Source organism: Stenotrophomonas rhizophila (assembly GCF_000661955.1).
Lineage (GTDB): Bacteria > Pseudomonadota > Gammaproteobacteria > Xanthomonadales > Xanthomonadaceae > Stenotrophomonas > Stenotrophomonas rhizophila.
Map to the genome: position 1 here is coordinate 3,245,339 of NZ_CP007597.1, position 25,966 is coordinate 3,271,304.

Genomic DNA, 25,966 nt, shown 5'->3' on the forward strand with positions numbered 1-25,966 from the left:
GCAGCCGGGTTGTTCAGGGGCGCGCGGAAGCGCTCAGTAAGCATCGCGCGCTTGCGCCTCATCTTCCTTCTGGCGATCGAAGAAGGCCATGATGTTGGTCATGATCGGCCAGGTGCCTTCACGGCCCAGCGCCGAGACCAAGTACCACGGCTGGGTCCAGCCCAGCTCGGCGACGATCTTCTCGGCCGCGGCCTTGGCCTCGTCCTCGAACATCAGGTCGGCCTTGTTCAGCACCAGCCAACGCGGCTTGTCCAGCAGCTCCGGATCGTGCTTTTCCAGCTCGCGCTCGATCGCACGGACCTGCTCGATCGGCGAGACACCTTCCACGCCACCTTCCATCGGGGAGATGTCCACCAGGTGCAGCAGCAGGCGGGTGCGCTGCAGGTGGCGCAGGAACTGCGCGCCCAGGCCGGCACCGTCGGCGGCCCCTTCGATCAGGCCCGGAATGTCGGCGATGACGAAGCTGCGGTAATTTTCAACGCGCACCACACCCAGGTTCGGGTACAGCGTGGTGAACGGGTAATCGGCCACCTTCGGGGTGGCGGCAGACACCGCGCGGATCAGGGTGCTCTTGCCGGCATTGGGGAAGCCCAGCAGGCCCACGTCGGCCAGCAGCTTCAGCTCCAGCTTGAGCAGGCGCTCTTCACCCTCTTCGCCCGGCAGCGCCTGGCGCGGCGAACGGTTGGTGGAGCTCTTGAAATGCATGTTGCCCAGGCCGCCGCGGCCGCCCTTGGCTACCAGCAGGCGGTCGTCGTGCTGGGTCAGGTCGCCGATGATTTCATCGGTGGCCACGTTCATGACCACGGTGCCAACCGGCACGGTGATGACCAGGTCTTCGCCGCCCTTGCCGTAGGCCTGGCGGCCCATGCCGTTCTCACCGCGCTGCGCCTTGAAGATGCGCTCGTGGCGGAAGTCGACCAGGGTGTTCAGGTTGGCGTCGGCGCGGATCCAGACGTTGCCGCCATTGCCACCATCGCCACCGTCCGGGCCGCCCAGCGGAATGAACTTCTCGCGACGGAAACCGACGCAGCCGTTGCCGCCATTGCCGGCGGTGACCTGGATTTCTGCTTCGTCTACAAGTTTCATGATTCTGGATGCCAACTGGAGGCGGCGGGCAGCGGATGCACCCGACCGCAGAGTCTAACGTCCCCGGTACGATCCGTGGACGGTGGCGGGAAGGATCCCCGCCCATGTTCGAACAAAAACAAAAAACAAAAACCCCGCCGAAGCGGGGCTTTCGTCAGCGGCCCCACGCGCTAGGCGTGGGCGCCTGCGTATCGCGAAGATCAGGCTTCGGCGACGACGCTGACGGTACGACGCTTCTTCGGGCCCTTGACCGAGAACTCCACCTTGCCGTCGACGAGCGCGAACAGGGTGTGGTCACGGCCGAGGCCAACGCCGCTACCCGGGTGGAACTGGGTGCCGCGCTGACGCACGATGATGTTGCCGGCATCGATGGCCTGGCCACCGAAGATCTTGACGCCGAGGTACTTCGGGTTGGAGTCGCGACCGTTGCGCGAAGAGCCTACGCCTTTTTTATGTGCCATGACTGGTTCTCCTTATTACTTGCTGCCACCGGCAATGCCGGTGATCTCGATTTCGGTGTAGTACTGACGGTGACCCTGGCGCTTCATGTGGTGCTTGCGGCGACGGAACTTGATGATCCGGACCTTGTCAGCACGACCCTGGGACACGACCTTGGCAGTGACCGAAGCGCCGCTCAGAGCGTCGCCCAGCTTGATGCCATCGCTGTCACCCAGCATCAGGATGGTGTCGAACGTGATCTCGTTGCCGACTTCGACTTCGAGTTTTTCGACGCGGAGCGTTTCGCCCTGCGCCACGCGGTATTGCTTACCGCCGGTTACCAGTACTGCGTACATGACCAGACTTCCTCTGTAGTTATTGTGGTCTATGGACTGCTGCCATCGAGGGCAGACAGAAGCGGGATTTTAATGACTGGTGGTGGGTCGGGTCAAGTCACCCCCCGCCTTGCCCTGTCTGGGGCTGAATCCTGTTCAGGTAACGCCCCGGCAGGTCTCAGGCGGTGAGACCCGGGGCTGGCAATGTGCGCGATTGCCCCCAAATCCCAAGCTCGGTAGGCTGACCGATTGCCGTCTCCGCTTGCCCCACCCGCTTGCCGGCCCTCCGGGCCAGAGCCCCACAACGGATCCCCCATGGCGATGGATTTCATCCGCATCCGCGGCGCGCGGACGCACAATCTCAAGAACATCGATCTCGACCTGCCCCGCGACAAGCTCATTGTCATCACCGGCCTGTCCGGCTCGGGCAAGTCCTCGTTGGCGTTCGACACCATCTACGCGGAAGGCCAGCGTCGTTACGTGGAGTCGCTGTCGGCCTATGCCCGCCAGTTCCTCAGCGTGATGGAAAAGCCGGACCTGGACCACATCGAGGGCCTGTCCCCGGCGATCTCGATCGAGCAGAAGTCGACCTCGCACAACCCGCGGTCCACCGTGGGCACCATCACCGAGATCTACGACTACCTGCGCCTGCTGTACGCCCGCGTCGGCAGCCCGCGCTGCCCCGACCACGGCTACCCGTTGGAGGCCCAGACGGTCAGCCAGATGGTCGACCACGTGCTCAGCCTGGATGCCGAGCAGCGCTACATGCTGCTGGCCCCGGTGATCCGCGAGCGCAAGGGCGAGCACGCCCAGGTGTTCGACCAGCTGCGCGCGCAGGGCTTCGTGCGCGTGCGCGTGGACGGCATCCTGCATGAAATCGACGCGGTGCCGCCGCTGGCACTGCGCCAGAAGCACACCATCGAGGCGGTGATCGACCGCTTCCGCCCGCGCGAAGACATCAAGCAGCGGCTGGCTGAGAGCTTTGAAACCGCGCTGAAGCTGGGCGATGGCATGGTCTCGGTGCAGTCGCTGGACGTCGAAGACGCGCCGGCCCACCTGTTCTCGTCCAAGTACAGCTGCCCGGTCTGCGACTACTCGCTGCCGGAGCTGGAACCGCGCCTGTTCTCGTTCAACTCGCCGGTCGGCGCCTGCCCGGGCTGCGATGGGCTGGGCATGGCCGAGTTCTTCGACCCTTCCCGCGTGGTGGTGCACCCGGAGCTGTCGCTGTCGGCCGGCGCCGTGCGCGGCTGGGACCGCCGCAATGCGTACTACTTCCAGCTGATCGCCTCGCTGGCCAAGCACTACAAGTTCGACGTCGATGCGGCCTGGCAGACCCTGCCCGAGGACGTGCGCCAGGCGGTGCTGTACGGCAGCGGCGAAGAGACCATCACCTTCACCTACTTCACCGAAGCCGGTGGCCGCACCCAGCGCAAGCACCGCTTCGAGGGCATCATTCCGAACCTGGAACGCCGCTACAAGGAAACCGAATCGGCGGCGGTGCGCGAAGAACTGGCCAAGTACATCAGCGAGCGCAACTGCCCTGAGTGCCAGGGCCAGCGCTTGAACAAGGCCGCGCGCAACGTGTTCGTGGCCGACCGCGCACTGCCGGAACTGGTGGTGCTGCCGATTGATGAAGCGCTGAAGTTCTTCAGCGGCATGACCCTGCCCGGCTGGCGCGGCGAGATTGCCGGCAAGATCGTCAAGGAGATCGGCGAGCGCCTCGGCTTCCTCGTCGATGTGGGCCTGGATTACCTCACCCTGGAGCGCAAGGCCGACACCCTGTCCGGTGGCGAAGCCCAGCGCATCCGCCTGGCCAGCCAGATCGGTGCCGGCCTGGTCGGGGTGATGTACGTGCTCGATGAGCCGTCCATCGGCCTGCACCAGCGCGACAACGAACGCCTGCTCGGCACCCTCACCCGCCTGCGCGACCTTGGCAACACGGTGATCGTGGTCGAGCATGACGAAGACGCGATCCGCTTGGCCGACTACGTGCTGGACATCGGTCCGGGCGCGGGCGTGCATGGCGGCGAGATCGTCGGCCAGGGCACCCTGCAGGACATTCTGGATGCGCCGCGTTCGCTCACCGGGCAGTACCTGTCGGGCAAGCGTGCCATCGAGATTCCCGCGCGCCGGCACAAGCCCAACCCGAAGATGACGCTGCACCTGCGCGGTGCCAGCGGCAACAACCTCAAGGGCGTGGACCTGGACATTCCGTCGGGCCTGCTGACCTGCATCACCGGCGTGTCCGGCTCGGGCAAGTCGACCCTGATCAACGACACCCTGTTCTCGCTGGCCGCCAACGAGATCAACGGCGCCTCGCACCCGATCGCGCCGTACAGGGAAGTGGACGGGCTGGACCTGTTCGACAAGGTGGTGGACATCGACCAGTCGCCGATCGGCCGCACCCCGCGCTCGAACCCGGCCACCTACACCGGTCTGTTCACGCCGCTGCGCGAGCTGTACGCACAGGTGCCCGAAGCGCGTGCGCGCGGCTATTCGCCGGGGCGCTTCAGCTTCAACGTGCGCGGTGGCCGCTGCGAAGCGTGCCAGGGCGATGGCCTGATCAAGGTGGAAATGCACTTCCTGCCGGACGTGTACGTGCCCTGCGACGTGTGCCATGGCAAGCGCTACAACCGCGAAACGCTGGAGATCCTGTACAAGGGCTTCAACATCAACGATGTGCTGCAGATGACCGTCGAAGATGCGCTGAAGCTGTTCGAGCCGGTGCCGAGCATCGCGCGCAAGCTGGAAACGCTGGTCGACGTGGGCCTGAGCTACATCAAGCTGGGCCAGAGCGCGACCACGCTGTCCGGTGGTGAAGCGCAGCGCGTGAAGCTGTCCAAGGAACTGTCGCGGCGCGATACCGGCCGCACGCTGTACATCCTGGATGAGCCGACCACCGGCCTGCATTTCCACGACATCGAAGCGCTGCTCGGCGTGCTGCACAAGCTGCGCGACGAAGGCAACACGGTGGTGGTGATCGAGCACAACCTGGACGTGATCAAGACCGCTGACTGGATCGTCGATCTGGGTCCGGAGGGCGGCCACCGCGGTGGCACCATCCTGGTCACCGGTACGCCGGAAGACGTGGCGGCCTGCCCGACCTCGTACACCGGCCAGTTCCTGGCCAAGATGCTGCCCTCGATCAGCGCCCGCCCACAGCAGCCGGCCGCAATGGCCAACAAGCCCGATGCGCGCCCGCCCCGCAAGGTCAAGCCGGAGAAGCCGGCCAAGAAGGCGGCCGCGGCCAAGAGCACCGGCAAGGCCAGCAAGACCAGCACCGCCAGCAAGAAGAAGGACGCCTGATGAGCAGCGAACACAAGATCCTGGCCCGCGTACCGATCAGCGTGCGCTGGCGCGACATGGACAGCATGGGCCACGTCAACAACGCCAAGTACATCTCCTACCTGGAAGAGGCGCGCGTGCGCTGGATGCTGGGCGTGGACGGCGTGTCGATGACCGACCGCATCGCTCCGGTGGTGGCGGCCACCAACGTCAACTACCGCCTGCCGATCGTGTGGCCCAACGACATCGTGGTGGAACTGTTCGTGGAGCGGCTGGGCAACAGCAGCGTGACGATCGGCCATCGCATCGTGGACCAGAACGACGACGCCAGGCTGTACTCGGACGGCAACGTGGTGGTGGTCTGGATGGACACGCAGACCGGCAAGAGCGCACCGCTGCCCGACGCGATCCGCACCGCGTCCACCTGAAGGTAGTGCCGGCCGCTGGCCGGCACCCCCATGACGCCGGAAGGATGTGCATGGATGCCGGCCAGCGGCCGGCACTACCGCCATTCATTCAAAGGAATGCCATGTTCCACCAGACCGACATCCGCACACTTCTTCCCGGAATGACGCCGTTCCCCGCCGACGTTTTTTCCCAGGAACAACCGTGGCTGGCCCAACACCTGCTGCCGCTGATCGGCATCGACCTGGGCATCCTGCGTCCGGAACTGGCCGGCACCGTGGCCACGATGCTGTGCCCGATAGAGCCGTATGAAGGCTGCATCGGCGAAGACACCGAAGAGCACCACAACGCGTTCACCGGCACCAACTGGATCGCATTCGAACTGACCACCGACAACCGCATGCGCTTCCTTGGCAACGCGGGCTACTTCGTCGGCGACCAGGAGCAGGACAGCGACGCGGTCGAGCACATCGCCGAGATGCGCGACAGTCATGCCAAGGCACACGCCTATTTCCAGACCCACGGCTCCCTGGCCAGCTACATGCGCTATGGCGATGGCGAGCCGGGCGAACAGGCGTATCTGGACAGGCTCGGCGGGCAGATTTCCGGCGGCAACTGGACCGAAACCGCCGAGATCCCGCCGGCATTCGAGATCGCACTGGATCCGGCGATGTATGACCGCGACCGACCTGACGATGCCGAGAACGTGCGCATCACCCGTGATGGCAAACCGTTCTTCGCGGTCGCCGAGGTGGCCGGTTACAACTGGTGCGCCGCGGGTGCCGATGCCATCGTGATGCTGTACGAACCGGACAGTCGCACCGTGTTGTTCTCCTACGACTGGAGCTGAGCGCGCGCCTGCCGGCCAACACGCGCTCAACGCGCGCCGCGCACCTGCAGCTGTCCATCCACCTTGCGCCCGTCTTCCAGGCTCAGCCGCAGCGGCAGCTGTGCCCCCTCCTTCAGCGGCACCTCCGGCTGCATGAGCATCAGGTGCAAGCTCCCCGGCTTCAGCTCGACGGTCGCACCGGCCGCGATCGGCAATCGGTCCACCGCGCGCATCCGGCTGACCCCGTCGACCAGCGTGGTTTCGTGCAGGGACACATCGCCGAACGCCTTGCTGCCGGCAGCGATCACCACGACCGCCTCGCGGCAGTCGTTGCGGATCCGCGCGTAACCGGCGGCCATCGGCATCGCGGCCGGCGGCAACCGCAGCCAGCCGTCGCGCAGTGACACACAGGAAGGTTCTGCGGCCACTGTCGGCGCCGATGCTGCGATCGCACACAGTCCCAACAATACGCACACGAATGGTTTGGTTATCATCGGCTTCGTTCCCTGTCCGCAACGAGACTGCAGCATGACGACGCTCATCGAGGTGATCAACCATGGCCCCATCCGCGAACTGCGGCTGGCGCGGCCGCCGGTCAACGCGCTGGACACCGAGTTGTGCCGCCACCTGATCCACGCGATCAACCAGGCCATGGCCGATGACGCGCACGGCATCGTGCTGTCGGGCAGCGCGCGCATCTTCAGCGCCGGCATGGACGTGCCGCACCTGCTCGGCCATGGCGAGGACAGGCACAAGCTGCTCGACAGCTGGCAGGCCTTCTTCGGCGCAGTGCGCACCCTGGCCGAATGCCGGGTACCGGTGGTGGCCGCGCTGACCGGGCATGCGCCGGCCGGCGGCTGCGTGCTGGCGCTGTGCTGCGATTACCGGATCCTGGCGCGCAGCCCGGACCCGGCCCAGCCAACCGTGATCGGCCTGAACGAGGTCCAGGTGGGGCTGGTGGCCCCCGAAGGCATCCAGCGCCTGATGCGCCGCGTGGTCGGCCACCACCGCGCCACGCAGTTGCTGGTGGGCGGGGAGATGGTGCCGGCCGAACGTGCGCTGGAAATCGGGCTGGTGGACGAACTGGCCGACGCCGCCCAGGTGGTGCCGCGCGCGGTGGCGTGGCTGCAGCGCCTGCTCAAGCTGCCCCGCCAGCCGATGCTGCTGACCCGCGCCATCGCCCGCGCCGACCTGCACGAAGCCTTGCACGCCGACCTGATCCAGCTCGACCGCTTCGTCGAGGCCTGGTACGCCCCGGACGCCCAGCAGGCACTGCAGCAGCTGGCGGCCCGACTCGGCAAGGCCTGACCCGGTAGTGCCGGCCGCTGGCCGGCAACCCCGGACTGCTTCGATCGTTCTTCGCCTGGTTGCCGGCCATGGGCCGGCACTACCTTATAATTCGGGCTTGCCCCCTGCAGGTTGCTTCCCTTGTCCGACACGCACGAACCCGTCGTCTCCGAGCTGATCGACCTGCTCACGCTCGAGCGCCTGGAAGACAACCTGTTCCGCGGCCAGAGCCGCGACATCGGGACCAAGTACGTGTTTGGCGGCCAGGTGCTGGGCCAGGCGCTGTCGGCCGCGCAGGCCACCGTGGACAACGGTCGCCACGTGCATTCGCTGCATGCCTACTTCCTGCGCGCGGGCAACATCGACCACCCCATCGTCTATGACGTGGACCGCACCCGCGACGGCGGCAGTTTTTCGGTGCGCCGGGTCACCGCGATCCAGCACGGCAAGGTGATCTTCTTCTGCGCGGCCTCCTTCCAGCAGGCCGAACAGGGCGCCGAGCACCAGCACAAGATGCCCGAAGTGCCGCAGCCGGAAGACATCGAACCCAACCGCCCGCTGCCGCCGGAGGTGCTCGAACGCCTGCCGATCAAGGTGCAGCGCTGGCTGTCGCGCGGCGGCCCGTTCGAGTTCCGCCACGTGTACCCGCGCGACGAACTCAACCCGCCCAAGCGCCCGCCCTACCACCAGGTCTGGCTGCGCCTGAATGAGAAAGTGGGCGATGCGCCGGAGCTGCACCAGGCGCTGCTGGCCTATGCCTCGGACTTCCACCTGCTGGGCACGGCGACCTTCCCGCACGGCATCAGCTACTACCAGCCACACGTACAGATGGCCTCGCTGGACCACGCGATCTGGTTCCACCGCCCGTTCCGCGCCGACGACTGGCTGCTGTACTCGCTGGACAGCCCCAGCGCGCAGGATTCACGCGGACTGGCCCGTGGCCAGTTCTTCACCCGCGATGGTCTGCTGGTCGCAAGCACCGCGCAGGAAGGCCTGATCCGCGTGGTACCCGACAGCGCCGCGGCGGCCGCCGTTCCGGCCAAGGACTGACATGAGACAGATTTTCAACAGCCAGCGCGTGGAAACCGTGGAAGGCGTGGCCCAGCTGCTGCGCGATGCCGGCATCGAGGTGCGCATCACCAACGGCCGTTCGTACCACAGCAAGCGCGGCAGCCAGTTCAGCTATCTGGATACCAGCAAGGCCACCACCCATCCCACGCTGTGGGTGGTGCATGCCAATGACCAGCCGCGTGCGCGCGAGATCCTGCGCGACGCGCGCCTGCTGGAAACCACGCGGCGCGACCACCCCACCGCCGAGTTCGCCTTCCGCGACCAGGTGGGCGAGGTGGCCCCGCGCCGCAACTGGGCCTGGCGCATCCGCATCGGCCTGCTGCTGGTGATTGCCGCCGTGGCGATGGTGGTGGTGATGCGCCACCGCAACGCCCCACCGGTGGCCCCGACCCCCGCCGTACAGCAGGCCCCGGCCGCAGCCCCGGCCCAGCCCGCGCGCCCGGAAGAAGAGGAAGTGCGGGTACGGATCCAACCGGCGAAGTAACCGGCAACGCCGGGCGCTGCCCGGCCGCCCCGTAGAGCCGGGCTCTGCCCGGCTGCCCGTACGGCCGGCCCCGTGCAGAGCCGGCCAGCGGCCGGCACTACCGGGCACAAGCAACCGGCCCCTACCCCGTCACATTCTTTCGCGGCCATCGTCATACTCGGATCACCTCCGGAAATTCCGCCATGACGCCCCTGCTGACCGCCACCCTGGAACGCGAACTGCCCGCGGCCGCCTCCGGCTGCACCCAGTCGTACGGGCGCATCGTGCTGGCCTGCCAGAACACCGTCACCGCGATCGCCCTGGCGATCACCCGTGACGTGCAGGCCAGCGAGGACATCGCGCAGGAGGCCTTCATCAAGGCCTGGCAGCAGCTCAACCAGCTGAGCAATCCGTCCAGCTTCCTGCCGTGGCTGCGCCAGATCACCCGCAACCTGGCCCGTGACTGGCTGCGCGCCAACCGCGGCCGCCCGCTGTCCGGCGAAGCGGCCGAGATCGCGATCAGCATGGCCGCCGACCCCGGCCCGACCGCACCCGAGCGCCTGCAGCGGGTGGAAGAGGAACTGGCGGCCGAAGAGATCATTTCGGCCCTGCCCGAAGACGCCCGCGAAACGCTGCTGCTGTACTACCGCGAGGGCCAGCGCTCGCAGCAGGTGGCCGACCTGCTGGGGCTCAGCGATGCCGCCGTGCGCAAGCGCCTGTCGCGCGCCCGTGCCAGCGTGCGCGAAGAGATGCTGCGCCGTTTCGGCGACTTCGCGCGCAGCAGCGCCCCCAGCGCCGCGTTCGCCACCACCCTGGCCTCGGCGCTGATGATCGCCGCCCCCGGCACCGCCAGTGCCGCGATCCTGCTCGGCACCGGGCTGGGCACCGGCAAACTCGGCCTGGGCGGGGCCACGGTCTCCGGCGGCACGGCCCTGGGCTCGCTCAGCGCGGCGTTCAGCCAGAATGCGGCACCGGGCGAGATGCTGAGCCTGGGGGCGGCCATCGGCGGCCTGGTCGGCGGCATGCTGGGCAGCTATCTCGGCGGGCGCTACCTGCTGTCGTATGCCGAATCGTCCGGCGAACGCGAACAGATCCGCCGGTTCGTGGTGCTCAGCAGCGTCACCGCGATGGTGATGTGCCTGTCGGTGTTGATGCTGAGCGTGCTGGAAGCACCGGTCTGGATGCTGCTGTCGGCGATGGCGCTTGGCATGGCCGCGGTCAACTACCAGTGCCTGTACCCGCTGCAGAAGGTGATGGCGCCCATGCTGGCGCGCGATGCGGCGCGCCACGGCCGCAACGGGCCAAGCTGGGCCTATCAGCTGATGTATGGCCGCTGGGCGATCGTGCTGGTCACCCTGGGCGTGGCCGCACTGGTGCTGTACAGCCTGGTGCGCACCGGGCGGCTCTGAACGAAAAACGGGCGCCGGTCGATGACCGGCGCCCGTGCGTAGTACGGCGGGGGCTTACTTGGCCGCCGGCGCCATCGGCGACATCGGCGGCTTGCCATCGCGGTGGCCGCCACGCGGGCCCCCCATCGGGCCCTTGGCCGCGTCGAACTCGGCCTTGCTCAGCTGCCCGTCCTTGTTGGTGTCAGCGGCGGCGAACCACGCATCGCGGTGCTGCTTCCGGCCCAGCTCGCGGTCGGCCTTGTCCAGGTAGCCGTCCTTGTTGACGTCCATCTGATCGAAGCGCGCGGCCAGGCGCGGATCGGCCTTGGCTTCCTCGCGGCTGATGCGGCCGTCCTTGTTGGTGTCCAGCTTGGCCATCATCTCGCCACGGCCACCCGGGCCGCGGCCATGCCGCTTGCCGTGCCAACGCGGCAGTTCGTCGCGCGACAGCTTGCCGTCCTTGTTCTTGTCCAGCGTGTCGAACTGCGCGGCCAGACGCGGCGCCTTGGCGGCTTCGGCACGGTCGATGACGCCATCGCCATTGGTGTCCAGCTTGGCGCGCGGCGGCGCACCGGCCGGGGGCGGAACATCAGCAGCCATGGCCAGGCCGGCGGCGCCGGTGGACAGCAGCAGGGCCAGCAGCAGAAGGGGTTTGCGATTGCGCATGGGTCACTCCGGTAGGGGAAATCGGCGTGCGGTGCATCGGCACCCACGCCTACAACAACGCGCGGCCGCCGGCGGCGTTGACAGCCGCGCCGGTCATGTTCATCTGGCGGACAGTCGCGCCGGCTGCGACGCCCCGGCGCTATGCTGTGGGCATGGCAATGCATGGCGACCGCGACGACGAGCTGCGACTGTTCCAGACCGGTGACCACCCCTGTGGTTACTGGCCGGAACGGGCCGCGCGCGACCTGGTGCTGGACCCGCACGATGCGCGGCTGGGCACGCTGTACCCGATGGCGCTGAGCTGGGGGTTCCGGCGCTCCGGCGACCTGGTGTACCGGCCGCACTGCGCCAACTGCCACGCCTGCGTGTCGGTGCGCATTCCGGTGGCCCGCTTCGCGCCGGACCGCAGCCAGCGCCGCTGCCTGGCCCGCAACGCGGACCTGGAGGTGCGGATCGTGGCGGCCGAGCAGACCGAAGAACAGTTCGCGCTGTACCACCGCTACCTCACCCACCGCCACGCGCAGGGCGGCATGGACGGGCACGGGCCGCACGAGTTCGACCAGTTCCTGATCGGGCAATGGGCACAGGGCCGCTTCATGGAACTGCGCGCGCCCGGCCAGCCCGGCAAGCGCGGCGACCTGCTGGGCGTGGCGGTCACCGATGTCACCCCGCAGGGGCTGTCGGCGGTGTACACCTTCTTCGACCCCGAGCACGCCCACCGCAGCCTGGGCACCTTCGCGATCCTGCAACAGATTGCCTGGGCCCGGCGCGAGCAGCTGCCGCACCTGTACCTGGGCTACTGGATCCGCGACCACCGCAAGATGGATTACAAGCGCCGCTTCCGTCCGCTGGAGGCCTACGACGGGCGCCGCTGGCACGAGTTCGACGACGCCCGGGAAGGGCGCTGACGCCGCCCTGCATGAACGCGACGACCTGCAGGTGCAGCAGCTGTCGCATCCGGCCTTGGCCCACACGCCTTGGCTGGGCAAAGTGGGGCAGCATTTACCGCACCGGCTAACACCATGCAGCGAGTACCGTATCTGGCAGCATCCGCGCTGCTGTTGTTGAGTGGTTGTGGTAGCGGCGGCGGCAATGATGGCGATCCTGCCTCGATTTCGCCCACCGAAGCCACGGTCGGCAGCCCTGCGGCCATTCCCGAACCTGTCGACGTCGATCCGGCCATCGTCCCGGCGGCCGAACCGTCGCCTGTCCAGGCCTTGGCCCTGACCGATACCAAGGCGTGCCTTGCCTCGCTGAAGGCGCATGCACGGGCGCCGCGGGTGCGGGAGACCGTCAGCATATTCCGCATGTTCAATGCCTATCCGCCACGTCCAGGCGCTCTGTACGACGCCCAAGACTTTGATGCCGTCGATGTGCGGCGGCTGCACCGGGTGAACATTTCGCCGGACTGCTTGCCGTCGCTGCCCTTCACATTCGACGTCTATGAACGCGACGCCGAGGGTGGCATCAGGCCCAGGACGGTCAAGCCCGGCGACCTGCATCCCATACGCGCCCTTCGTCTGAAGACCGGCAACTTCCTGGTGCTGTACGCGCATCGGATGATCGAAAGCTACCTCGCGGGAGACAATGCGGTGGCGGTATCAGCCGTTATGTTCAACACGGAAGGCCGCGTATCGGATTGCGTTCCTCAGATCTCGCTCTACCTGACAAATGAGAGCAGCCTTTGGCTGGAAGATGCGACGCTGGACGACGTGGGACTGACTGTCGCCTATGCAAACATCGACCCAGAGCGTCGGGATCGCGCGGGCAATGTTCTGGAATACACCCGCGCGCGCTCCCCCGAATTGCATCGCCGCTATATCCTGAAGAATGGGCGATTCGAGCGACAGCCCGTCTTGGAGGATCGTATGGCCGGGTGGGATCCTGTCCAGCACATTTCTGGTTACAAGTCGGGGCTGACGCATCCCTGACACCGGCTTGGGTGCAGAATAGGCGCATGAAAGCCCATCCCCTGATCCTTGCCCTGGCCCTGCTGTGCAGCGCCTGCGCCCAGACCCCCGCCAAGACCGCCATGCAGGAAGCCGCCACCGAACCGCTGCGGATTGCCACCTACAACACCTCGTTGTACAGCGACGAGACCGGCGGGCTGATCGCCGAGCTGGAAGGCGACAGCGAGCACGCCCGCAAGATCGCCGCGGTGCTGCAGCAGGTCCGCCCGGACCTGGTGCTGCTCAACGAGTTCGACTACGACGACGCGCACCGCGCCGCCGACCTGTTCCAGCAGCGCTACCTGGAAACCGCCCAGCCCGGCGGCGGCAAGCCGCTGCACTACGCCTACCGCTACCTGGCGCCGGTCAACACCGGCGTGCAGAGCGGGCTGGACCTGGACAACAACGGCCAGATCGGCGGCGATGGCCGCGCCCGTGGCAACGACGCCTGGGGCTACGGACTGCACCCGGGCCAGTACGGCATGCTGGTGCTGTCGCGCTACCCGATCGACGAGGCCAAGGTGCGCAGCTTCCAGCTGCTGAAGTGGAGCACGATGCCCGGCGCGCTGCGCCCGATCGACCCGCGCACCGGCAAATCCTTCTACAACGACCATGTCTGGTCGCAGCTGCGGCTGTCGTCCAAGTCGCATTGGGACGTCCCGGTGACCACGCCCAATGGCGTGGTGCATGCGCTGGTGTCCCACCCCACCCCGCCGGTGTTCGACGGCCCGGAGAAGCGCAACGCGGCGCGCAACCACGACGAGCTGCGGCTGTGGCAGGACTACCTCAAGGACCGCGACACCTCGTGGCTGTGCGATGACCGTGGCCACTGCGGCGGCCTCCCGCAGGACGCGCGCTTCGTGATCCTCGGCGACCTCAACAACGACCCGGTCGATGGCGATGGCCGCCACGAAGCAATCGTCGAACTGATCGAAAACCCCCGCGTCCTGCGCTACCCCACCCCGCGCAGCGTCGGCGCGGAGCAGACCAGCCTGGCGTATGCGGAGAAGGGCATCGTCCGCAAGGGCGCACCGTTCCATGCCACCGGCGATTTCGGCCCGAAGTCGGGCACGATGCGGCTGGACTACGTCCTGCCCTCGGTCGGCTTCAACTACATCGGCAGCGGCGTTTTCTGGCCGGCCAACGAAACCCCGGAAGCGAAGATCGCCGATGGCAGCGACCACCATCTGGTGTGGGTGGACGTACGTTGACAAAAGCGTACCGACCAACGGTCGGTACCTACCGGTAATCCATCCCCGCGGTAGGCGACGACCGTTGGTCGTCGCGTCGCGGTTGGTTGGCGACGACCGTTGATCGTCGCGTCGCGGTTGGTGGGCGACGAAGGTTGGTCGTCGCCCCCGTTCGATCACCGCAATTCGATCCCGATCGCTTCCGCCGCCTCGCGCGCGATCTTCCGCGCGGTATCGATGTCTTCGCCGCGCGCCAGGGTCACGCCCACGCGGCGGTGCCCATGCACGCTCGGCTTGCCGAACAGGCGCAGCGCCGAATCCGGCTGCACCAGCGCTTCGGCCACGTTGCTGAAGAACGGCACGCCTTCGCCATGGGCCAGCATCGCGCACGAGGCCGACGGACCATTCTGGCGGATCAGCGGGATCGGCAGGCCCAGGATCGCGCGTGCATGCAGGGCAAATTCGCTCAGCTCCTGCGATGCCAGCGTCACCAGCCCGGTGTCATGCGGGCGCGGCGACACTTCGCTGAACCACACCTCGTCGCCCTTCACGAACAACTCCACGCCGAACAGGCCCCAGCCGCCGAGATCATCGGTGATCGCCTGCGAGATTTCCTCGGCACGCGCCAGCGCACGCGGCGACATCGGCTGCGGCTGCCAGCTTTCGCGGTAGTCGCCGTCCTTCTGCCAGTGCCCGATCGGTGCGCAGAACGACGTCCCGCCCGCATGCCGCACGGTCAGCAGGGTGATTTCGTACTCGAAGTCGATGAAGCCTTCCACGATGCAGCGCCCGGCACCGGCACGGCCGCCGGTCTGCGCGTACTCCCAGGCCGGGGCGATGTCGGCCTCGCTGCGCAGCGTGCTCTGGCCCTTGCCCGAGGACGACATCACCGGCTTGACCACACACGGCAGGCCAATCGCGGCCACCGCCGCGCGGTATTCCGCTTCGGTATCCACGAACCGATACGGCGAGGTGGGCAGGCCCAGGGTTTCAGCGGCCAGCCGGCGGATGCCTTCGCGGTCCATCGTGAGGCGGGCGGCGCGCGCGGTCGGAATCACCCGCAGGCCACTTTCCTGCTCCAGCTGGACCAGGGTTTCGGTGTGGATGGCTTCGATCTCCGGCACCACCAGGTGGGGCTGCTCCAGGGCGATCAGCGCGCGCAGCGCCATCGCGTCCAGCATGTCGATCACGTGCGAGCGGTGCGCCACCTGCATGGCCGGCGCATCGGCATAGCGGTCGGCGGCAATCACCTCCACGCCCAGGCGCTGCAGCTCGATGGCGACCTCCTTGCCCAGTTCACCGGAGCCCAGCAGCAGGACGCGGGTGGCGGAGGGAGACAACGGCGTGCCGAGCGTGGACATGGCGGTATTCCGGGCAACAGGGTGGGAGCGCATTTTAAGGCTTCCTCGCGGGCGAAACCGGGTACTTGCAACCTGATATCAATTTGATATCGTTCCAGTCAACCACCCAAGGACGCCCCGCCATGAAAGAGATGCCCACCCGTTCGCTGTCCGGCCTGCCGTTCCTGCTCGGGGTGCTGGTCCTGCTGGGGCTGTCCGTGTGGCTGTTCATCGCAGGCGCACGCACTGTTCCAGTGTCGCCCGGCCTGATGTTCGGCGGCGTCGCGCTGTCGATCGTGGCCATGCTCAGCCTGACCGGCCTGTACACGGTGCAGCCCAACCAGGCCGTGGTGCTGAGCCTGTTCGGCAAGTACGTGGGCACGGTCAAGGACAACGGCCTGCGCTGGAACAACCCGTTCTTCAGCAAGAAGAAGGTCAGCCAGCGCGTGCGCAACTTCGAAAGCGGCAAGCTCAAGGTCAACGAACTGGACGGCAGCCCGATCGAAATCGCCGCGGTGATCGTCTGGCAGGTAGTGGACGCCTCCGAGGCGGTCTACAACGTGGATGACTACGAGAGCTTCGTGCACATCCAGTCCGAATCGGCGCTGCGGGCGATGGCCACCAGCTACCCCTACGACCAGCATGAGGAAGGCCAGCTGTCGCTGCGCAGCCACGCCGCCGAGATTTCCCAGCACCTCAAGGACGAACTGGCCGAGCGCCTGGCCGATGCCGGTGTGCAGGTCATCGATGCGCGCATCAGCCACCTGGCCTACGCACCGGAAATCGCGCAGGCGATGTTGCAGCGCCAGCAGGCCAACGCGGTGATCGCCGCGCGCACGCGGATCGTCGCCGGCGCAGTGGGCATGGTGGAAATGGCGCTGGCCGAGCTGCAGAAGAACGGCGTGGTGCAGCTGGATGAAGAGCGCAAGGCGCACATGGTCAGCAACCTGCTGGTGGTGCTGTGCTCGGACCGCGGCACCCAGCCCGTGGTCAACGCCGGCTCGTTGTACTGAGCCATGAGCGAGAAGAAAGCCTACCCGCTGCGGATCAACGCCGACATCCTGGCGGCGTTGCAGCGCTGGGCCGATGACGAACTGCGCAGTGCCAATGCGCAGATCGAATACGTCCTGCGCGATGCACTGCGCAAGGCTGGACGCCTTCCCAAACCCGAGTCGAGCAAGGAGAGCAAGGAATGAGCAAGCGCTGGAGCTACCTGACTGTCGAAGTAAAGCCGTCGTGGACCGGGGTGAAGTCCGATGAGCTGCAGACCGAACTCAACCGCCACGGCCAACTCGGCTGGGAGCTGGTGAACGTGCTGCAGACCCAGCCGATGGGCGTGGCGGTGCTGATGTTCAAGAAGGAGGTCTGAGGTGGTCGCCCTGCTTTGGCGCGGTGCTGCACTGCTGTTGTCCACGCTGGCCTTTGCCGCCTCGGCCGCCACGCCACCCCAGGAGGTGGCTACCCGGCTGCTCGACCATCTGCAGGCCGGTGACGGTGCCGCCGCCGTGGCGATGTTCACCCCGGAAATGGCCAAGGCCGCCCCCGCGCCCGGCTTGCTGGCCCTGTGGCAATCGTTCGGCGAACCCCGTGGCCGCGGCGCAGCGGAGGTCATCTCCACAAGTCACCGCCCCGACGTGGTGACGCAACCGCTGCAGTTTGCCGCCGGCACCATTGCGGCCACCGTGGTGGTAGACGACCAGGGCCGTATCGCCGGGCTGTTTTTCAAGCCCGCCGAGCCTGCCGCCGCGCCACCGGTACCGGCCGATGCTGCCTACGCCGAAGTGCCGCTGGACGTGGTGACCGCCACGGGCACCCTGCCCGGCACGCTGGCCCGGCCGCAGGGCGACGGCCCCGTGCGCGCGGTGGTGCTGGTACACGGCTCCGGACCACAGGACCGGGATGAAACCATCGGTGCCAACCGCCCGTTCCTGGACGTGGCGCGCGGCCTGGCCGCCCAGGGCATCGCGGTACTGCGCTACGAAAAGCGCAGCCGCGTGCGGCCGCAGGATTTCACCGGCAACCGCTACACCGTGGACGATGAGACCACCCACGACGCCGTCGCCGCCGTAGCGACGCTGGCCGCCCAGCGCGGGATCGATCCGCGCCATGTCTACGTCATGGGGCACAGCCAGGGCGGGATGCTGGCGCCGCGCATCGCCGCGCAATCGGGCAAGGTGGCCGGGCTGATCCTGTGGGCGGCACCGGCCCGGTCGCTGCTGACCCTGCTGCCCGAACAGAACCGCTATCTGCTCGGGCTGGACGGCCAGATCAGCGCCGACGAACACGTCTTCCTGGACACGCTGGACCGCCAGATCGCCGCGGCCCGCAGTCATGCCGACGTGGCCCCGGCCGACCTGCCGCTGCGCATGCCGGCCCACTACTGGCGCACATTCGAGGCGATCGATCCGGTCGCCGATGCCCGGGCGTCGCCGCTGCCGATGCTGTTGCTGCAGGGCGGCCGTGACTTCCAGGTGGTGGAGACCGATTGGCAGCTGTGGCAGCGCGGCCTGGCCCGCCAGCGCCAGGTCAGCTTCAAGCACTACCCGCCGTTGAACCACCTCGGCATCGCCGGCGAAGGACCGGGGTCGCTGCAGGAGTACAGCCGGCCGGGCCACGTGCTGCCGGCGCTGATCGACGATGTCGCCGCGTGGATAGCGGCGCAGCCATGAGTGTGGCGCGCGCGACTGACACCGCCTTTGCCGTGGCTCCGGCCCCGATCTGGCGCCTGCTGTGGCTGTGGGTGCCCATGGTGGCCGTGGCGGCGCTGATCGTGGCCACCACGTTGCAGTCGGCCCAGCGCACCCCGCACGAACTGGGCCTGACGCTGCCGTTCCTGGCGGTGCTCACCGCGGTGCTGAGCGCGGCGTTCTTCCGCCGCCGCATCCACCTGCAGGGTCGCGAACTGGAGGTGGTGTCCACGTTCTATCGCAAACGGGTGGCGGTGGACGCCCTGCAGCTGGACCAGGCGCGGGTGGTGGACCTGGCCGAGCATGGCAGCCTCAAGCCGGTGGTGAAGACCAACGGCTACGGCATGCCCGGCTTCCTGTCCGGGCACTACCGCATGCGTGACCGGCGCAAGGCGTTCTGCCTGCTCACCGACGCCAGCCGCGTGCTGTATCTGCCGCTGCGCGATGGCAGCGTGCTGGTGATCAGCCCGGAAAAGCCCCGCGACCTGTTGGCGGCCCTGCAGGCGCTGGCCGCGCCTGGGCGCACGCACTAAGCTGGTCGCATGCGCCGCGCCCCTGCCCTGCTGATCAACACCGCCGACATCGAACTGTGGCCCGGCGGCCTGCTGCGTGCACGCAGCAACGCCGACGCGCGCGCGCTGGCCCAGGCGCGCTGGGTATTGCGGCGCAAGCGCGATGGCCGCTATCTCGCTGTTGCCACCGCACACGGCGTGCTGCCCCTGGTGCCGCGCCTGATGCGTGAGGACGGCATTGAAGCCGCGCTCGACGCGCTGGACCAGCAGGCGCTGGCCCCTGCCCGTCGCGCGGCGGCCGACAGCACGCTGCTGCCACTGAGCGGCCTGCAGCAGCGGCTGGCGCAGCTGGAGATCGATGCAGACGGCTATGAAGCCGCTACCGGGCTGGCGCTGGAGGCCGAGCCGGCGCAGCTGCACCTGGCTGGGTTCGATCGCTATCGGCGGCCGCTGTGGTTGCGCCGATCTGCCGCACGCGGCTGGCAGCGGCTGCGGTTGGCGGCCGCCGCCGAGGGCGTCGCGCTGGATGCGATCTCCGGTTACCGCAGCCATGCCTATCAGCTGGGCATTTTCGAGCGCAAGCGCGCGCGCGGGCTGGCCGTGGCCGACATCCTGCAGGTCAATGCCGCCCCCGGCTACAGCGAACACCACAGCGGTTTCGCGCTGGATATCGGCACCCCCGACGAACCGCCGGCCGAAGAGAGTTTCGAACACACCGCCGCGTTTGCGTGGCTGCAGGACAACGCGGGGCGGTTCGGCTTCCAGCTGAGCTACCCGCGCGACAACCCGCACGGCATCGTTTACGAGCCTTGGCATTGGTGCTGGCGTGCTTGAAGCCCGGTGGGCTGAGTCGTATGCCCGGCTGCGCTGGGTTGCCATTGCCGCGTAGCGCCGGGCTCTGCCCGGCTGCTCTTGGCCTGGCATGGCGTTGCCGCGTAGAGCCGGGCTCTGCCCGGCTGCTTTTTTGCTGGCGTGGCGTTGCCGGGCAGCGCCCGGCACTACGAGGTTGCGTTGCCGGGCAGCGCCCGGCACTACGATCTTGCGTTGCCGGGCAGAGCCCGGCGCTACGGGATCTTGCGTTGCCGGGCAGAGCCCGGCACTACCGGTTGGTCTAGTCCTGCGAGCGGTTGGTTGCTTCTTTGGCGTCCGCGCTGAAATCGGCGATGCGCCACAGGTACAGGCTGGCGTAGGTGCGGTACGGGCCCCACTTCTCGCCGCGCGCCTGCAGTTCCTTCGGGGTGGGCATGGTCTCGGCCTTGTCCACGCGCTGGGCGCCCTTGCGGATGCCCAGGTCGTCGATGGGCAGGATGTCCGGGCGGCCCAGGCGGAACATCAGCATCATTTCCACGGTCCAGCGGCCGATGCCGCGGATCGGCACCAGCGCGTCGATGATCGCGTCGTGCCCCATCACCGACATCCGGCGCAGGTCGGGAATCTGGCCGTCGGCTTCGCGCCGGGCCAGGTCGCGCAGCGCCAGTGCCTTGTTGCCCGATACCCCGCAGGTGCGCAACGCGGCGTCGTCGATGCGGCCCAGCGTATCGGCATGCAGGCGCTGGCTGCCAATGGCTACCTCTACCCGCCCCACGATGGTCGAGGCGGCCTTGCCGCTGAGCTGCTGGAACAGGATCGCGCGCGCCAGCGCATCGACCGGGTCGAAGCGCTTGGCCCAGCCGGGCTGGGCATCAATCGGACCCAGCCGTTTCATCCACGTGCCCAGGCGGCGGTCGCGCCGGCTCAGCCAGGCGTGTGCCTCCGCTACGTCGAAGCCGCGAGCGAAGCGTGGCATGTCAGCGGCGCAGCGCGTTCAGGCCGTACGCCAGCCAGCCCAGCATCAGTGCGGTGCCGCCGACCGGCGCCAACTGCGTACTGAGCTTCCACAACGCCCCGGCCACCAGACTGCCGGAGAACAGCAGCGTGCCGATCAGCAGCACATACAGCGCCAGCTTGCCCAGGCTGTTCTGCTGGGTGGGCCCGAGCACCGCCAGGGCCACCCCGTGGCCGAACGCGTACAGCGCGGCGGTGGTCACGTGCGACTGTGCCAACGGGTCGGCGATGCCATGCGAGGCGTAGGCCGACAGGCCCACGGCGGTGGCGGCCAGCAGGCCGCCGAAGCAGGCCAGCAGGGAGGGTTTGCGTGCGCGTCGTTCCAGGTTGAGCATGCGGGCATCCTTCGATGAATGCTCCGCGGGCGGAGCAAAAAAAAACGCGCCGCAAGGAGCGGCGCGTTTTTCGTCGTGCGTTACATCACCGGTGACCGTCGGATTACTTGACGGCCCAGTAGATGTCGTACGTGCCTTCCGGCGTGAACGACTTGTCCACGCCGTCCTTCCAGGACTCGTACGGACGGTCGATCACTTCGTTGCCGTTGGTCACCGACCACGCACGCAGGGCGTTGCGGGCGATGTCCAGGCCAGCCATGTGGCCGGTGTAGGCCGCGTGGGCCGAACGGTGCGGAGCGACGTGCACGTACTTCACCGGGGCACCGGCGTCGATCTTGACGGTCAGGGCATCAGCAGCAGCACCCTGGGTGCCCTTCTTCTTGACCGGCTGGGCCACGTCGAAGGCGTACTTCTCGGCGCCGAAATCGGTGGTGATGATGCGGAACGGACCGGCGGCTTCGAGGTCATTGGCCTCCATCACGCGCTTGATCCACTCCTGGTTGTCCTTGATGGACTTGGTGATGGTCTCCTGGCCGCGATCGACGTTGCCGGCGGTGACCACCAGCAGGTCTTCAACCGGGACGTCCACGATGGCCAGATCGGTCAGCGGGGCTTCGGCGGTGCGGTAGTCGATGTTGGGCACGGTGGCCAGCATGTTGGCCATGCGCGACAGACCCAGCTTCAGGTCGTCACCGACGTGACGGCTGACATACAGACCCGCATAACGGCCAAACAGGTTGAAGCCGTACTTGATGCTGTAGTCCTGGGTGATCTTGACGTTGCGGCCACCCTTGCCGGTCGGCTCCAGGGTGAAGCTGGTCTTCTTGTCGTGGCCCTTGGTCGGGTCCTCGATGGCGATGGACACCAGCTTGTTCTTCTCCGACTCGGTGATCTCCCAGCTGCCCTGGCCCAACGAGCTTTCCTTGGAAGAATAATCCAGACGTGCGCCAACGCCGGCAGCAGGGCCGGAGAGCTTCAGTTCAACGGCGGGATCGCGCAGTACGAGCGGGTTCCAGTCCTTGAAGCGGCGCAGGCTGTTGACCGTGTCGAACACGATCGTCATCTTGCGGTTGGTCTCGATGCTTTCGGAAATATGGCGCTCGCCCGGCAGACATACGCCAATGATGACGAACAGGCCAGCCACGATCCCCAAGGCGATCAGGAACTCGATAATACGGGTCATTCAGAAGTCTCCGGGGCCGATCCCACGGCCGGGTTGATTGAAGCGAAGCGCCAATCCTAGCAGGCTTCGCGGGTGTTGTAGATCAGGATTGGCGCACCGGTTTCCATGCCGGCAGCGGTTTTGCATAGACAAGGAGCGGAACGATAACGTATCGCGCGTGTCAGCACGTAGCGGTTCGGGAATATTTCTTTGCCGGATTCGGCCGAATGGGCCGTTTCTCGGCGCGCAGCCCTTGTGGCACAAGGGATCCGGCGCATATTCAGGATATTGCACAAAGACCACCGGCAACGGCTCGCCGGTGGCCCTGGCGCGGTCTCAGACCAGTTGCAGCTCGAAGGCCTTCAATACCGCGCGGGTGCGGTCGCGGACGCCCAGCTTGGACAGGATGTTGGACACGTGGTTCTTGATCGTGCCCTCGGCCACACCCAGTGAATTGGCGATCTCCTTGTTGGAGAAACCGCTGGCCATCAGCCGCAGGATCTCGGTCTCGCGGTCGGTCAGCGGGTCCGGCCGGTCCAGGCTGACGAATTCATTGCGCATGTGCTCCAGCCCGGACAGCAGCCGCTGGGTCACCGCCGGCTGCACCAGCGAACCGCCGTCTGCCACGGTGCGGATCGCGCCCACCAGCTGTTCCAGGGTGACATCCTTGAGCAGGTAGCCCTTGGCACCGGCCTTGAGCCCGGCCAGCACCAGCTGGTCGTCGTCGAAGGTGGTCAGGATGATGGTCGGGGGCAGCTGGCCCAGCCGGGACAGCATCTGCAGCGCCTCCAGCCCGGACATCACCGGCATGCGCATGTCCATCAGCACCACGTCCGGACGGATCTGCGGGACCACCTCGACCGCCTGGCGGCCGTCGGCGGCCTCGGCGACCACTTCTATCCCGTCGTCGAGCGCCAACAGCGAGCGGATCCCCTGCCGCACCAGGGTTTGGTCGTCGACCAGGCAGACGCGAATCATCAACGAACTCCTCAAGTAACGGGGGCCAGCATCAGCACTGGCGCGCCGGGAACCGAGGCGCGCAGGCGGAAGCCCTGACCCCGGCGGGTTTCAATCTGCAGCTCACCGCCACATTGATACAAGCGTTCACGCATGCCGCGCAGGCCATTGCCGACCACGATGCCGTCCGCGCCCACCCCGTCATCATGCGCCTGAATGACCACTTCGCCGCCACTTTCGCGCCGGACCTGGATCCACAGGTTGCGCGCGTTGGCGTGGCGCACCGCGTTGGTGATGATTTCCTGGGTGCAGCGCAGCAGCACATGGGCGCGCTCGGGGTCTTCGACGTTCAGCGGTTCGGCGATGTCCAGGTGGATGGCCAGCGACGGCACCTGTTCGGTGAGCGGGCGCAGCGCGGCGGCCAGGTCGATGGCGCCACTGTCGCGGATCTGGCTGACCGCCTCGCGCACGTCGGTGAGCAGCAGCTTGGCCAGGGTATGGGCCTGGTGCACATGCTCCTGGGCCTGGCCGTCGGTGAGGTGGCCAGCCACTTCCAGGTTCAGGCTGAGCGCGGTGAGGTGGTGGCCCAGCAGGTCGTGCAGTTCCCGCGAGATGCGGGTGCGCTCGTTGACCCGGGCGCTCTCGGCCAGCAGCACGCGGGTGGCACGCAGCTCCGTGTTGAGCCGGCGCTGTTCTTCACGGGCGTCGGTCTGCTGCCGCGCGACCAGGCTGGTCACGAAGATGAACATGGAGAACCCGCCATACAGCAGCGACTGCATCAGCGCCTCGAACAGCGGCATGCGCAGGATCAGGTAGTACACCGGCAGCACCGCCAGCTGGCTGAGCAACAGCCACAGGACCCCACCGCGCACCTGCAGCATCCAGGGGATGACCCCGGCGGCCACCATCATCAGGATGCTGCCCAGGCCCGACCCGCTCAGGTAGCTCACGCCCAGCGCCGAGGTGGTGAGCAGCAGCAGCACCACCCGGTCGTACCAGGCCGAATGGCCGCCGCCATCGCGCAGGCCGCGGGTCAGCCAGAAGTAGCAGGCGCCGAAGGTGAGGTAGGCGGTGAACAGCCAGACCGCCCAGCTGTCCAGGCCGTCGCCACGGTGGCGCAGCAGCGACTCGTATTGGGAATAGACCACGGGCAGGCCGACCATGACCCAGGTGAACAGGCCGGCCAGTCGCAGTACTCGGGTTTGGCTCAGGTATCCCAACATGGACGCATCTTAGGCTGAACCTGCGCCCCTGCACTCCCACATAAGTCATGGGCGGCGATTCGCCCGGGCCCGCCACCCGTGCAATAATCCGATGAGGGTCCCTTGATGGACCAACCGCGTTACCCCACGGAGTCACAATGTCGATTGTCATCCGCGACGTGCGCGAGCACGAGCTCGATTCCGTCCTGGCCCTGAACAACAACGCCGGCCTGGCCATCCTGCCGCTGGATGCCGCCCGCCTGCGCCTGTTCTATGAAACCGCTGAGTATTTCCGCGTCGCCGAGCGCGACGGCAACCTGGCCGGCTTTTTGATCGGCTTCGGCAGCGACAGCCAGCACGACAGCAGCAACTTCGCCTGGTTCCAGCAGCAGCTGGACAGCAAATTCTTCTATATCGACCGCATCGTGGTCGCCAGCCGCCGTCGCGGCGGTGGCGTCGGCCGTGCTTTCTATGCCGATGCACAGAGCTACGCCGAGCTGCGCTACCCGCAGATGACCTGCGAGGTGTTCCTGGACCACGGCGCCGACGCGGCGCTGCTGTTCCATGGCAGCTTCGGCTTCCGCGAGGTCGGGCAGAACAACATGGCCCACGTCGACGTGCGCGCCAGCATGCTGCTCAAGGACCTGTGCAGTTACCAGTGGGTACACGCTACCTACGGCGACCAGCTGCCCGACGTGCCCTGGGTGGGCCATCGTCGCGAGCCGCTGCGTGCGCACCGGCCGACGGGGACCTGAGGTGGCGGCGAACATGGATTTTGAACAGGCCGGTGAACTGAAGATCGGCCAGGTGGGGATTGCCAACCTGCGCATCCGCACCCTGGATGTGGAACGCCTCACCCGCGAAATGCACGACCGCGTGGCGCGTGCGCCGAAGCTGTTCGGGCGCGCCGCGGTGATCCTGGATTTCGGCGGGCTCAGCCAGATCCCGGACGTGGCCACGGCCAAGGCACTGCTGGATGGGCTGCGCAGCGCCGGCGTGCTGCCGGTGGCGCTGGCCTACGGCACCACCGAGACCGAGCTGCTCTCGCAGCAGCTGGGGCTGCCGTTGCTGGCCAAGTTCCGCGCGCAGTACGAACGCGCCGAGCTGGACGCGGTCCCGGTCGCCCCGCCGCCGCCCGCGCCTGCGCCTGCGCCGGAACCGGCACGGCGTGCACGCGCGGCCACGCCGGCCGCCGTACCTGCCACCCCGGCCAAGGCACCGCAGCCGGGCCGCATGCAGACCAGCAACGTGCGCTCGGGCCAGCAGCTGTACGCAGAGAACTGCGACCTGACGGTGATGGCCACGGTGGGTGCCGGGGCCGAGGTGATCGCCGATGGCAGCATCCATATCTACGGTACGCTGCGGGGCCGCGCCCTGGCCGGTGCCCAAGGCAACACCACGGCACGTATCTTCTGCCGTGAATTCCATGCTGAACTGGTCGCCATTGCCGGCCATTACAAGGTACTGGACGATGTTCCGGACACGCTGCGCGGCAAGGCCGTGCAGGTGTGGCTGGAGCAGGACCAGATCAAGATCGCGGCGCTGGACTGATCCG

29 protein-coding genes are annotated in these 25,966 nt (G+C 67.3%); 18 read left to right on the top strand and 11 right to left on the bottom strand.

Translation table 11 applies throughout. The annotated features are described in order from the left end of the window. Positions 1–33: 33 nt before the first annotated feature. The 3 genes from obgE to rplU all read right to left on the bottom strand — a co-directional run bounded on the left by obgE (position 34) and on the right by rplU (position 1,880). Positions 34–1,086, bottom strand: a complete 1,053-nt coding sequence (obgE, locus tag DX03_RS14015) for a GTPase ObgE (RefSeq protein WP_038689686.1) — start codon at positions 1,084–1,086, stop codon at positions 34–36. Between the two features lie 200 nt (positions 1,087–1,286). Next, a complete protein-coding gene (gene rpmA / locus DX03_RS14020; protein ID WP_038689688.1) occupies positions 1,287–1,547 on the bottom strand; it encodes a 50S ribosomal protein L27 in 261 nt (86 codons plus the stop codon). 15 nt (positions 1,548–1,562) lie between these two features. Next, the gene (gene rplU / locus DX03_RS14025) at positions 1,563–1,880 is read right to left on the bottom strand and encodes a 50S ribosomal protein L21 (protein ID WP_038689690.1); all 318 of its coding nucleotides are present in this window, start codon (positions 1,878–1,880) and stop codon (positions 1,563–1,565) included. A gap of 294 nt (positions 1,881–2,174) precedes the next feature. On the opposite strand from rplU, the gene uvrA reads away from it, so the two are divergent. From uvrA to DX03_RS14040, 3 genes are all read left to right on the top strand, one after another. Continuing rightward, a complete protein-coding gene (gene uvrA / locus DX03_RS14030) occupies positions 2,175–5,165 on the top strand; it encodes an excinuclease ABC subunit UvrA (protein WP_038689692.1) in 2,991 nt (996 codons plus the stop codon). Beyond that, a complete protein-coding gene (locus tag DX03_RS14035) occupies positions 5,165–5,572 on the top strand; it encodes an acyl-CoA thioesterase (RefSeq protein WP_038689694.1) in 408 nt (135 codons plus the stop codon). Before uvrA ends, DX03_RS14035 begins: the two co-directional genes overlap by 1 nt. Before the next feature lie 101 nt (positions 5,573–5,673). Then, positions 5,674–6,399: a hypothetical protein gene (locus DX03_RS14040; protein ID WP_038689696.1), complete on the top strand. Its 726-nt coding sequence runs from the start codon at positions 5,674–5,676 to the stop codon at positions 6,397–6,399. A 26-nt stretch (positions 6,400–6,425) separates the two neighbouring features. Here DX03_RS14040 and DX03_RS14045 read toward each other — a convergent pair whose 3' ends face one another. Further along, the gene (locus DX03_RS14045) at positions 6,426–6,872 is read right to left on the bottom strand and encodes a copper chaperone PCu(A)C (RefSeq protein ID WP_038689698.1); all 447 of its coding nucleotides are present in this window, start codon (positions 6,870–6,872) and stop codon (positions 6,426–6,428) included. A 34-nt stretch (positions 6,873–6,906) separates the two neighbouring features. On the opposite strand from DX03_RS14045, the gene DX03_RS14050 reads away from it, so the two are divergent. The 4 genes from DX03_RS14050 to DX03_RS14065 all read left to right on the top strand — a co-directional run bounded on the left by DX03_RS14050 (position 6,907) and on the right by DX03_RS14065 (position 10,608). Next, entirely contained in the window at positions 6,907–7,686 is a 780-nt protein-coding gene (locus tag DX03_RS14050) for an enoyl-CoA hydratase/isomerase family protein (RefSeq protein WP_038689700.1), read from the top strand. A gap of 120 nt (positions 7,687–7,806) precedes the next feature. After that, on the top strand, positions 7,807–8,715 hold the full coding sequence (tesB, locus tag DX03_RS14055; protein ID WP_038689702.1) for an acyl-CoA thioesterase II: 909 nt from the start codon (positions 7,807–7,809) through the stop codon (positions 8,713–8,715). Position 8,716: 1 nt separating this feature from the next. Beyond that, positions 8,717–9,220 (top strand): putative signal transducing protein, encoded by a 504-nt coding sequence (locus tag DX03_RS14060; RefSeq protein ID WP_038689704.1) that lies wholly within the window; start codon positions 8,717–8,719, stop codon positions 9,218–9,220. 182 nt (positions 9,221–9,402) lie between these two features. Then, positions 9,403–10,608, top strand: coding sequence for an RNA polymerase sigma factor (locus tag DX03_RS14065; RefSeq protein WP_038689706.1), 1,206 nt, complete (start codon positions 9,403–9,405; stop codon positions 10,606–10,608). A gap of 54 nt (positions 10,609–10,662) precedes the next feature. Here DX03_RS14065 and DX03_RS14070 read toward each other — a convergent pair whose 3' ends face one another. After that, positions 10,663–11,253 (bottom strand): EF-hand domain-containing protein, encoded by a 591-nt coding sequence (locus DX03_RS14070; protein ID WP_038689707.1) that lies wholly within the window; start codon positions 11,251–11,253, stop codon positions 10,663–10,665. A gap of 152 nt (positions 11,254–11,405) precedes the next feature. On the opposite strand from DX03_RS14070, the gene DX03_RS14075 reads away from it, so the two are divergent. From DX03_RS14075 to DX03_RS14085, 3 genes are all read left to right on the top strand, one after another. Further along, positions 11,406–12,161 carry an arginyltransferase gene (locus tag DX03_RS14075; protein WP_038692412.1) on the top strand — a complete coding sequence of 252 codons (756 nt, stop codon included), beginning with the start codon at positions 11,406–11,408 and terminating at the stop codon, positions 12,159–12,161. A gap of 114 nt (positions 12,162–12,275) precedes the next feature. Beyond that, positions 12,276–13,184, top strand: a complete 909-nt coding sequence (locus DX03_RS14080) for a hypothetical protein (protein WP_038689710.1) — start codon at positions 12,276–12,278, stop codon at positions 13,182–13,184. Between the two features lie 26 nt (positions 13,185–13,210). Further along, a complete protein-coding gene (locus DX03_RS14085; protein WP_038689712.1) occupies positions 13,211–14,413 on the top strand; it encodes an endonuclease/exonuclease/phosphatase family protein in 1,203 nt (400 codons plus the stop codon). 155 nt (positions 14,414–14,568) lie between these two features. On the opposite strand, the gene purT is transcribed toward DX03_RS14085, so the two are convergent. Then, on the bottom strand, positions 14,569–15,753 hold the full coding sequence (gene purT / locus DX03_RS14090) for a formate-dependent phosphoribosylglycinamide formyltransferase (RefSeq protein ID WP_038689714.1): 1,185 nt from the start codon (positions 15,751–15,753) through the stop codon (positions 14,569–14,571). 122 nt (positions 15,754–15,875) lie between these two features. Here purT and DX03_RS14095 point away from each other — a divergent pair, with 122 nt between their 5' ends. Genes DX03_RS14095 through DX03_RS14115 form a run of 6 tightly spaced genes read left to right on the top strand, consistent with a single transcriptional unit; the run spans position 15,876 to position 19,765 of the window. Beyond that, positions 15,876–16,745: an SPFH domain-containing protein gene (locus DX03_RS14095; RefSeq protein ID WP_038689716.1), complete on the top strand. Its 870-nt coding sequence runs from the start codon at positions 15,876–15,878 to the stop codon at positions 16,743–16,745. Positions 16,746–16,748: 3 nt separating this feature from the next. Continuing rightward, positions 16,749–16,928, top strand: a complete 180-nt coding sequence (locus DX03_RS14100) for a type II toxin-antitoxin system antitoxin (RefSeq protein WP_038689718.1) — start codon at positions 16,749–16,751, stop codon at positions 16,926–16,928. Next, the gene (locus tag DX03_RS20740; RefSeq protein ID WP_081797247.1) at positions 16,925–17,101 is read left to right on the top strand and encodes a DUF4177 domain-containing protein; all 177 of its coding nucleotides are present in this window, start codon (positions 16,925–16,927) and stop codon (positions 17,099–17,101) included. Before DX03_RS14100 ends, DX03_RS20740 begins: the two co-directional genes overlap by 4 nt. A gap of 1 nt (position 17,102) precedes the next feature. Continuing rightward, positions 17,103–18,401 (top strand): alpha/beta hydrolase, encoded by a 1,299-nt coding sequence (locus DX03_RS14105; protein WP_244880127.1) that lies wholly within the window; start codon positions 17,103–17,105, stop codon positions 18,399–18,401. Then, entirely contained in the window at positions 18,398–18,952 is a 555-nt protein-coding gene (locus DX03_RS14110; protein ID WP_038689720.1) for a PH domain-containing protein, read from the top strand. Before DX03_RS14105 ends, DX03_RS14110 begins: the two co-directional genes overlap by 4 nt. 9 nt (positions 18,953–18,961) lie before the next feature. Continuing rightward, complete coding sequence (locus tag DX03_RS14115) at positions 18,962–19,765, top strand: M15 family metallopeptidase (RefSeq protein ID WP_038689722.1); 804 nt, start codon at positions 18,962–18,964, stop codon at positions 19,763–19,765. Positions 19,766–20,042: 277 nt separating this feature from the next. On the opposite strand, the gene DX03_RS14120 is transcribed toward DX03_RS14115, so the two are convergent. The 5 genes from DX03_RS14120 to DX03_RS14140 form a co-directional block, all read right to left on the bottom strand. Beyond that, positions 20,043–20,717 (bottom strand): DNA-3-methyladenine glycosylase family protein, encoded by a 675-nt coding sequence (locus tag DX03_RS14120; RefSeq protein ID WP_038689725.1) that lies wholly within the window; start codon positions 20,715–20,717, stop codon positions 20,043–20,045. 1 nt (position 20,718) lies between these two features. Then, complete coding sequence (locus DX03_RS14125; RefSeq protein WP_038689728.1) at positions 20,719–21,090, bottom strand: DUF423 domain-containing protein; 372 nt, start codon at positions 21,088–21,090, stop codon at positions 20,719–20,721. A gap of 103 nt (positions 21,091–21,193) precedes the next feature. Further along, positions 21,194–22,273, bottom strand: a complete 1,080-nt coding sequence (locus DX03_RS14130; RefSeq protein WP_038689730.1) for a polyketide cyclase — start codon at positions 22,271–22,273, stop codon at positions 21,194–21,196. 315 nt (positions 22,274–22,588) lie between these two features. Further along, complete coding sequence (locus tag DX03_RS14135; protein WP_038689731.1) at positions 22,589–23,230, bottom strand: response regulator; 642 nt, start codon at positions 23,228–23,230, stop codon at positions 22,589–22,591. Positions 23,231–23,241: 11 nt separating this feature from the next. Beyond that, entirely contained in the window at positions 23,242–24,432 is a 1,191-nt protein-coding gene (locus tag DX03_RS14140) for a sensor histidine kinase (protein ID WP_038689733.1), read from the bottom strand. A 137-nt stretch (positions 24,433–24,569) separates the two neighbouring features. Here DX03_RS14140 and DX03_RS14145 point away from each other — a divergent pair, with 137 nt between their 5' ends. Together DX03_RS14145 and minC are read left to right on the top strand one after the other, a co-directional pair. Then, the gene (locus DX03_RS14145; protein WP_038689735.1) at positions 24,570–25,166 is read left to right on the top strand and encodes a GNAT family N-acetyltransferase; all 597 of its coding nucleotides are present in this window, start codon (positions 24,570–24,572) and stop codon (positions 25,164–25,166) included. Positions 25,167–25,179: 13 nt separating this feature from the next. Next, entirely contained in the window at positions 25,180–25,962 is a 783-nt protein-coding gene (gene minC, locus DX03_RS14150) for a septum site-determining protein MinC (RefSeq protein ID WP_038692416.1), read from the top strand. Positions 25,963–25,966: the final 4 nt, after the last annotated feature.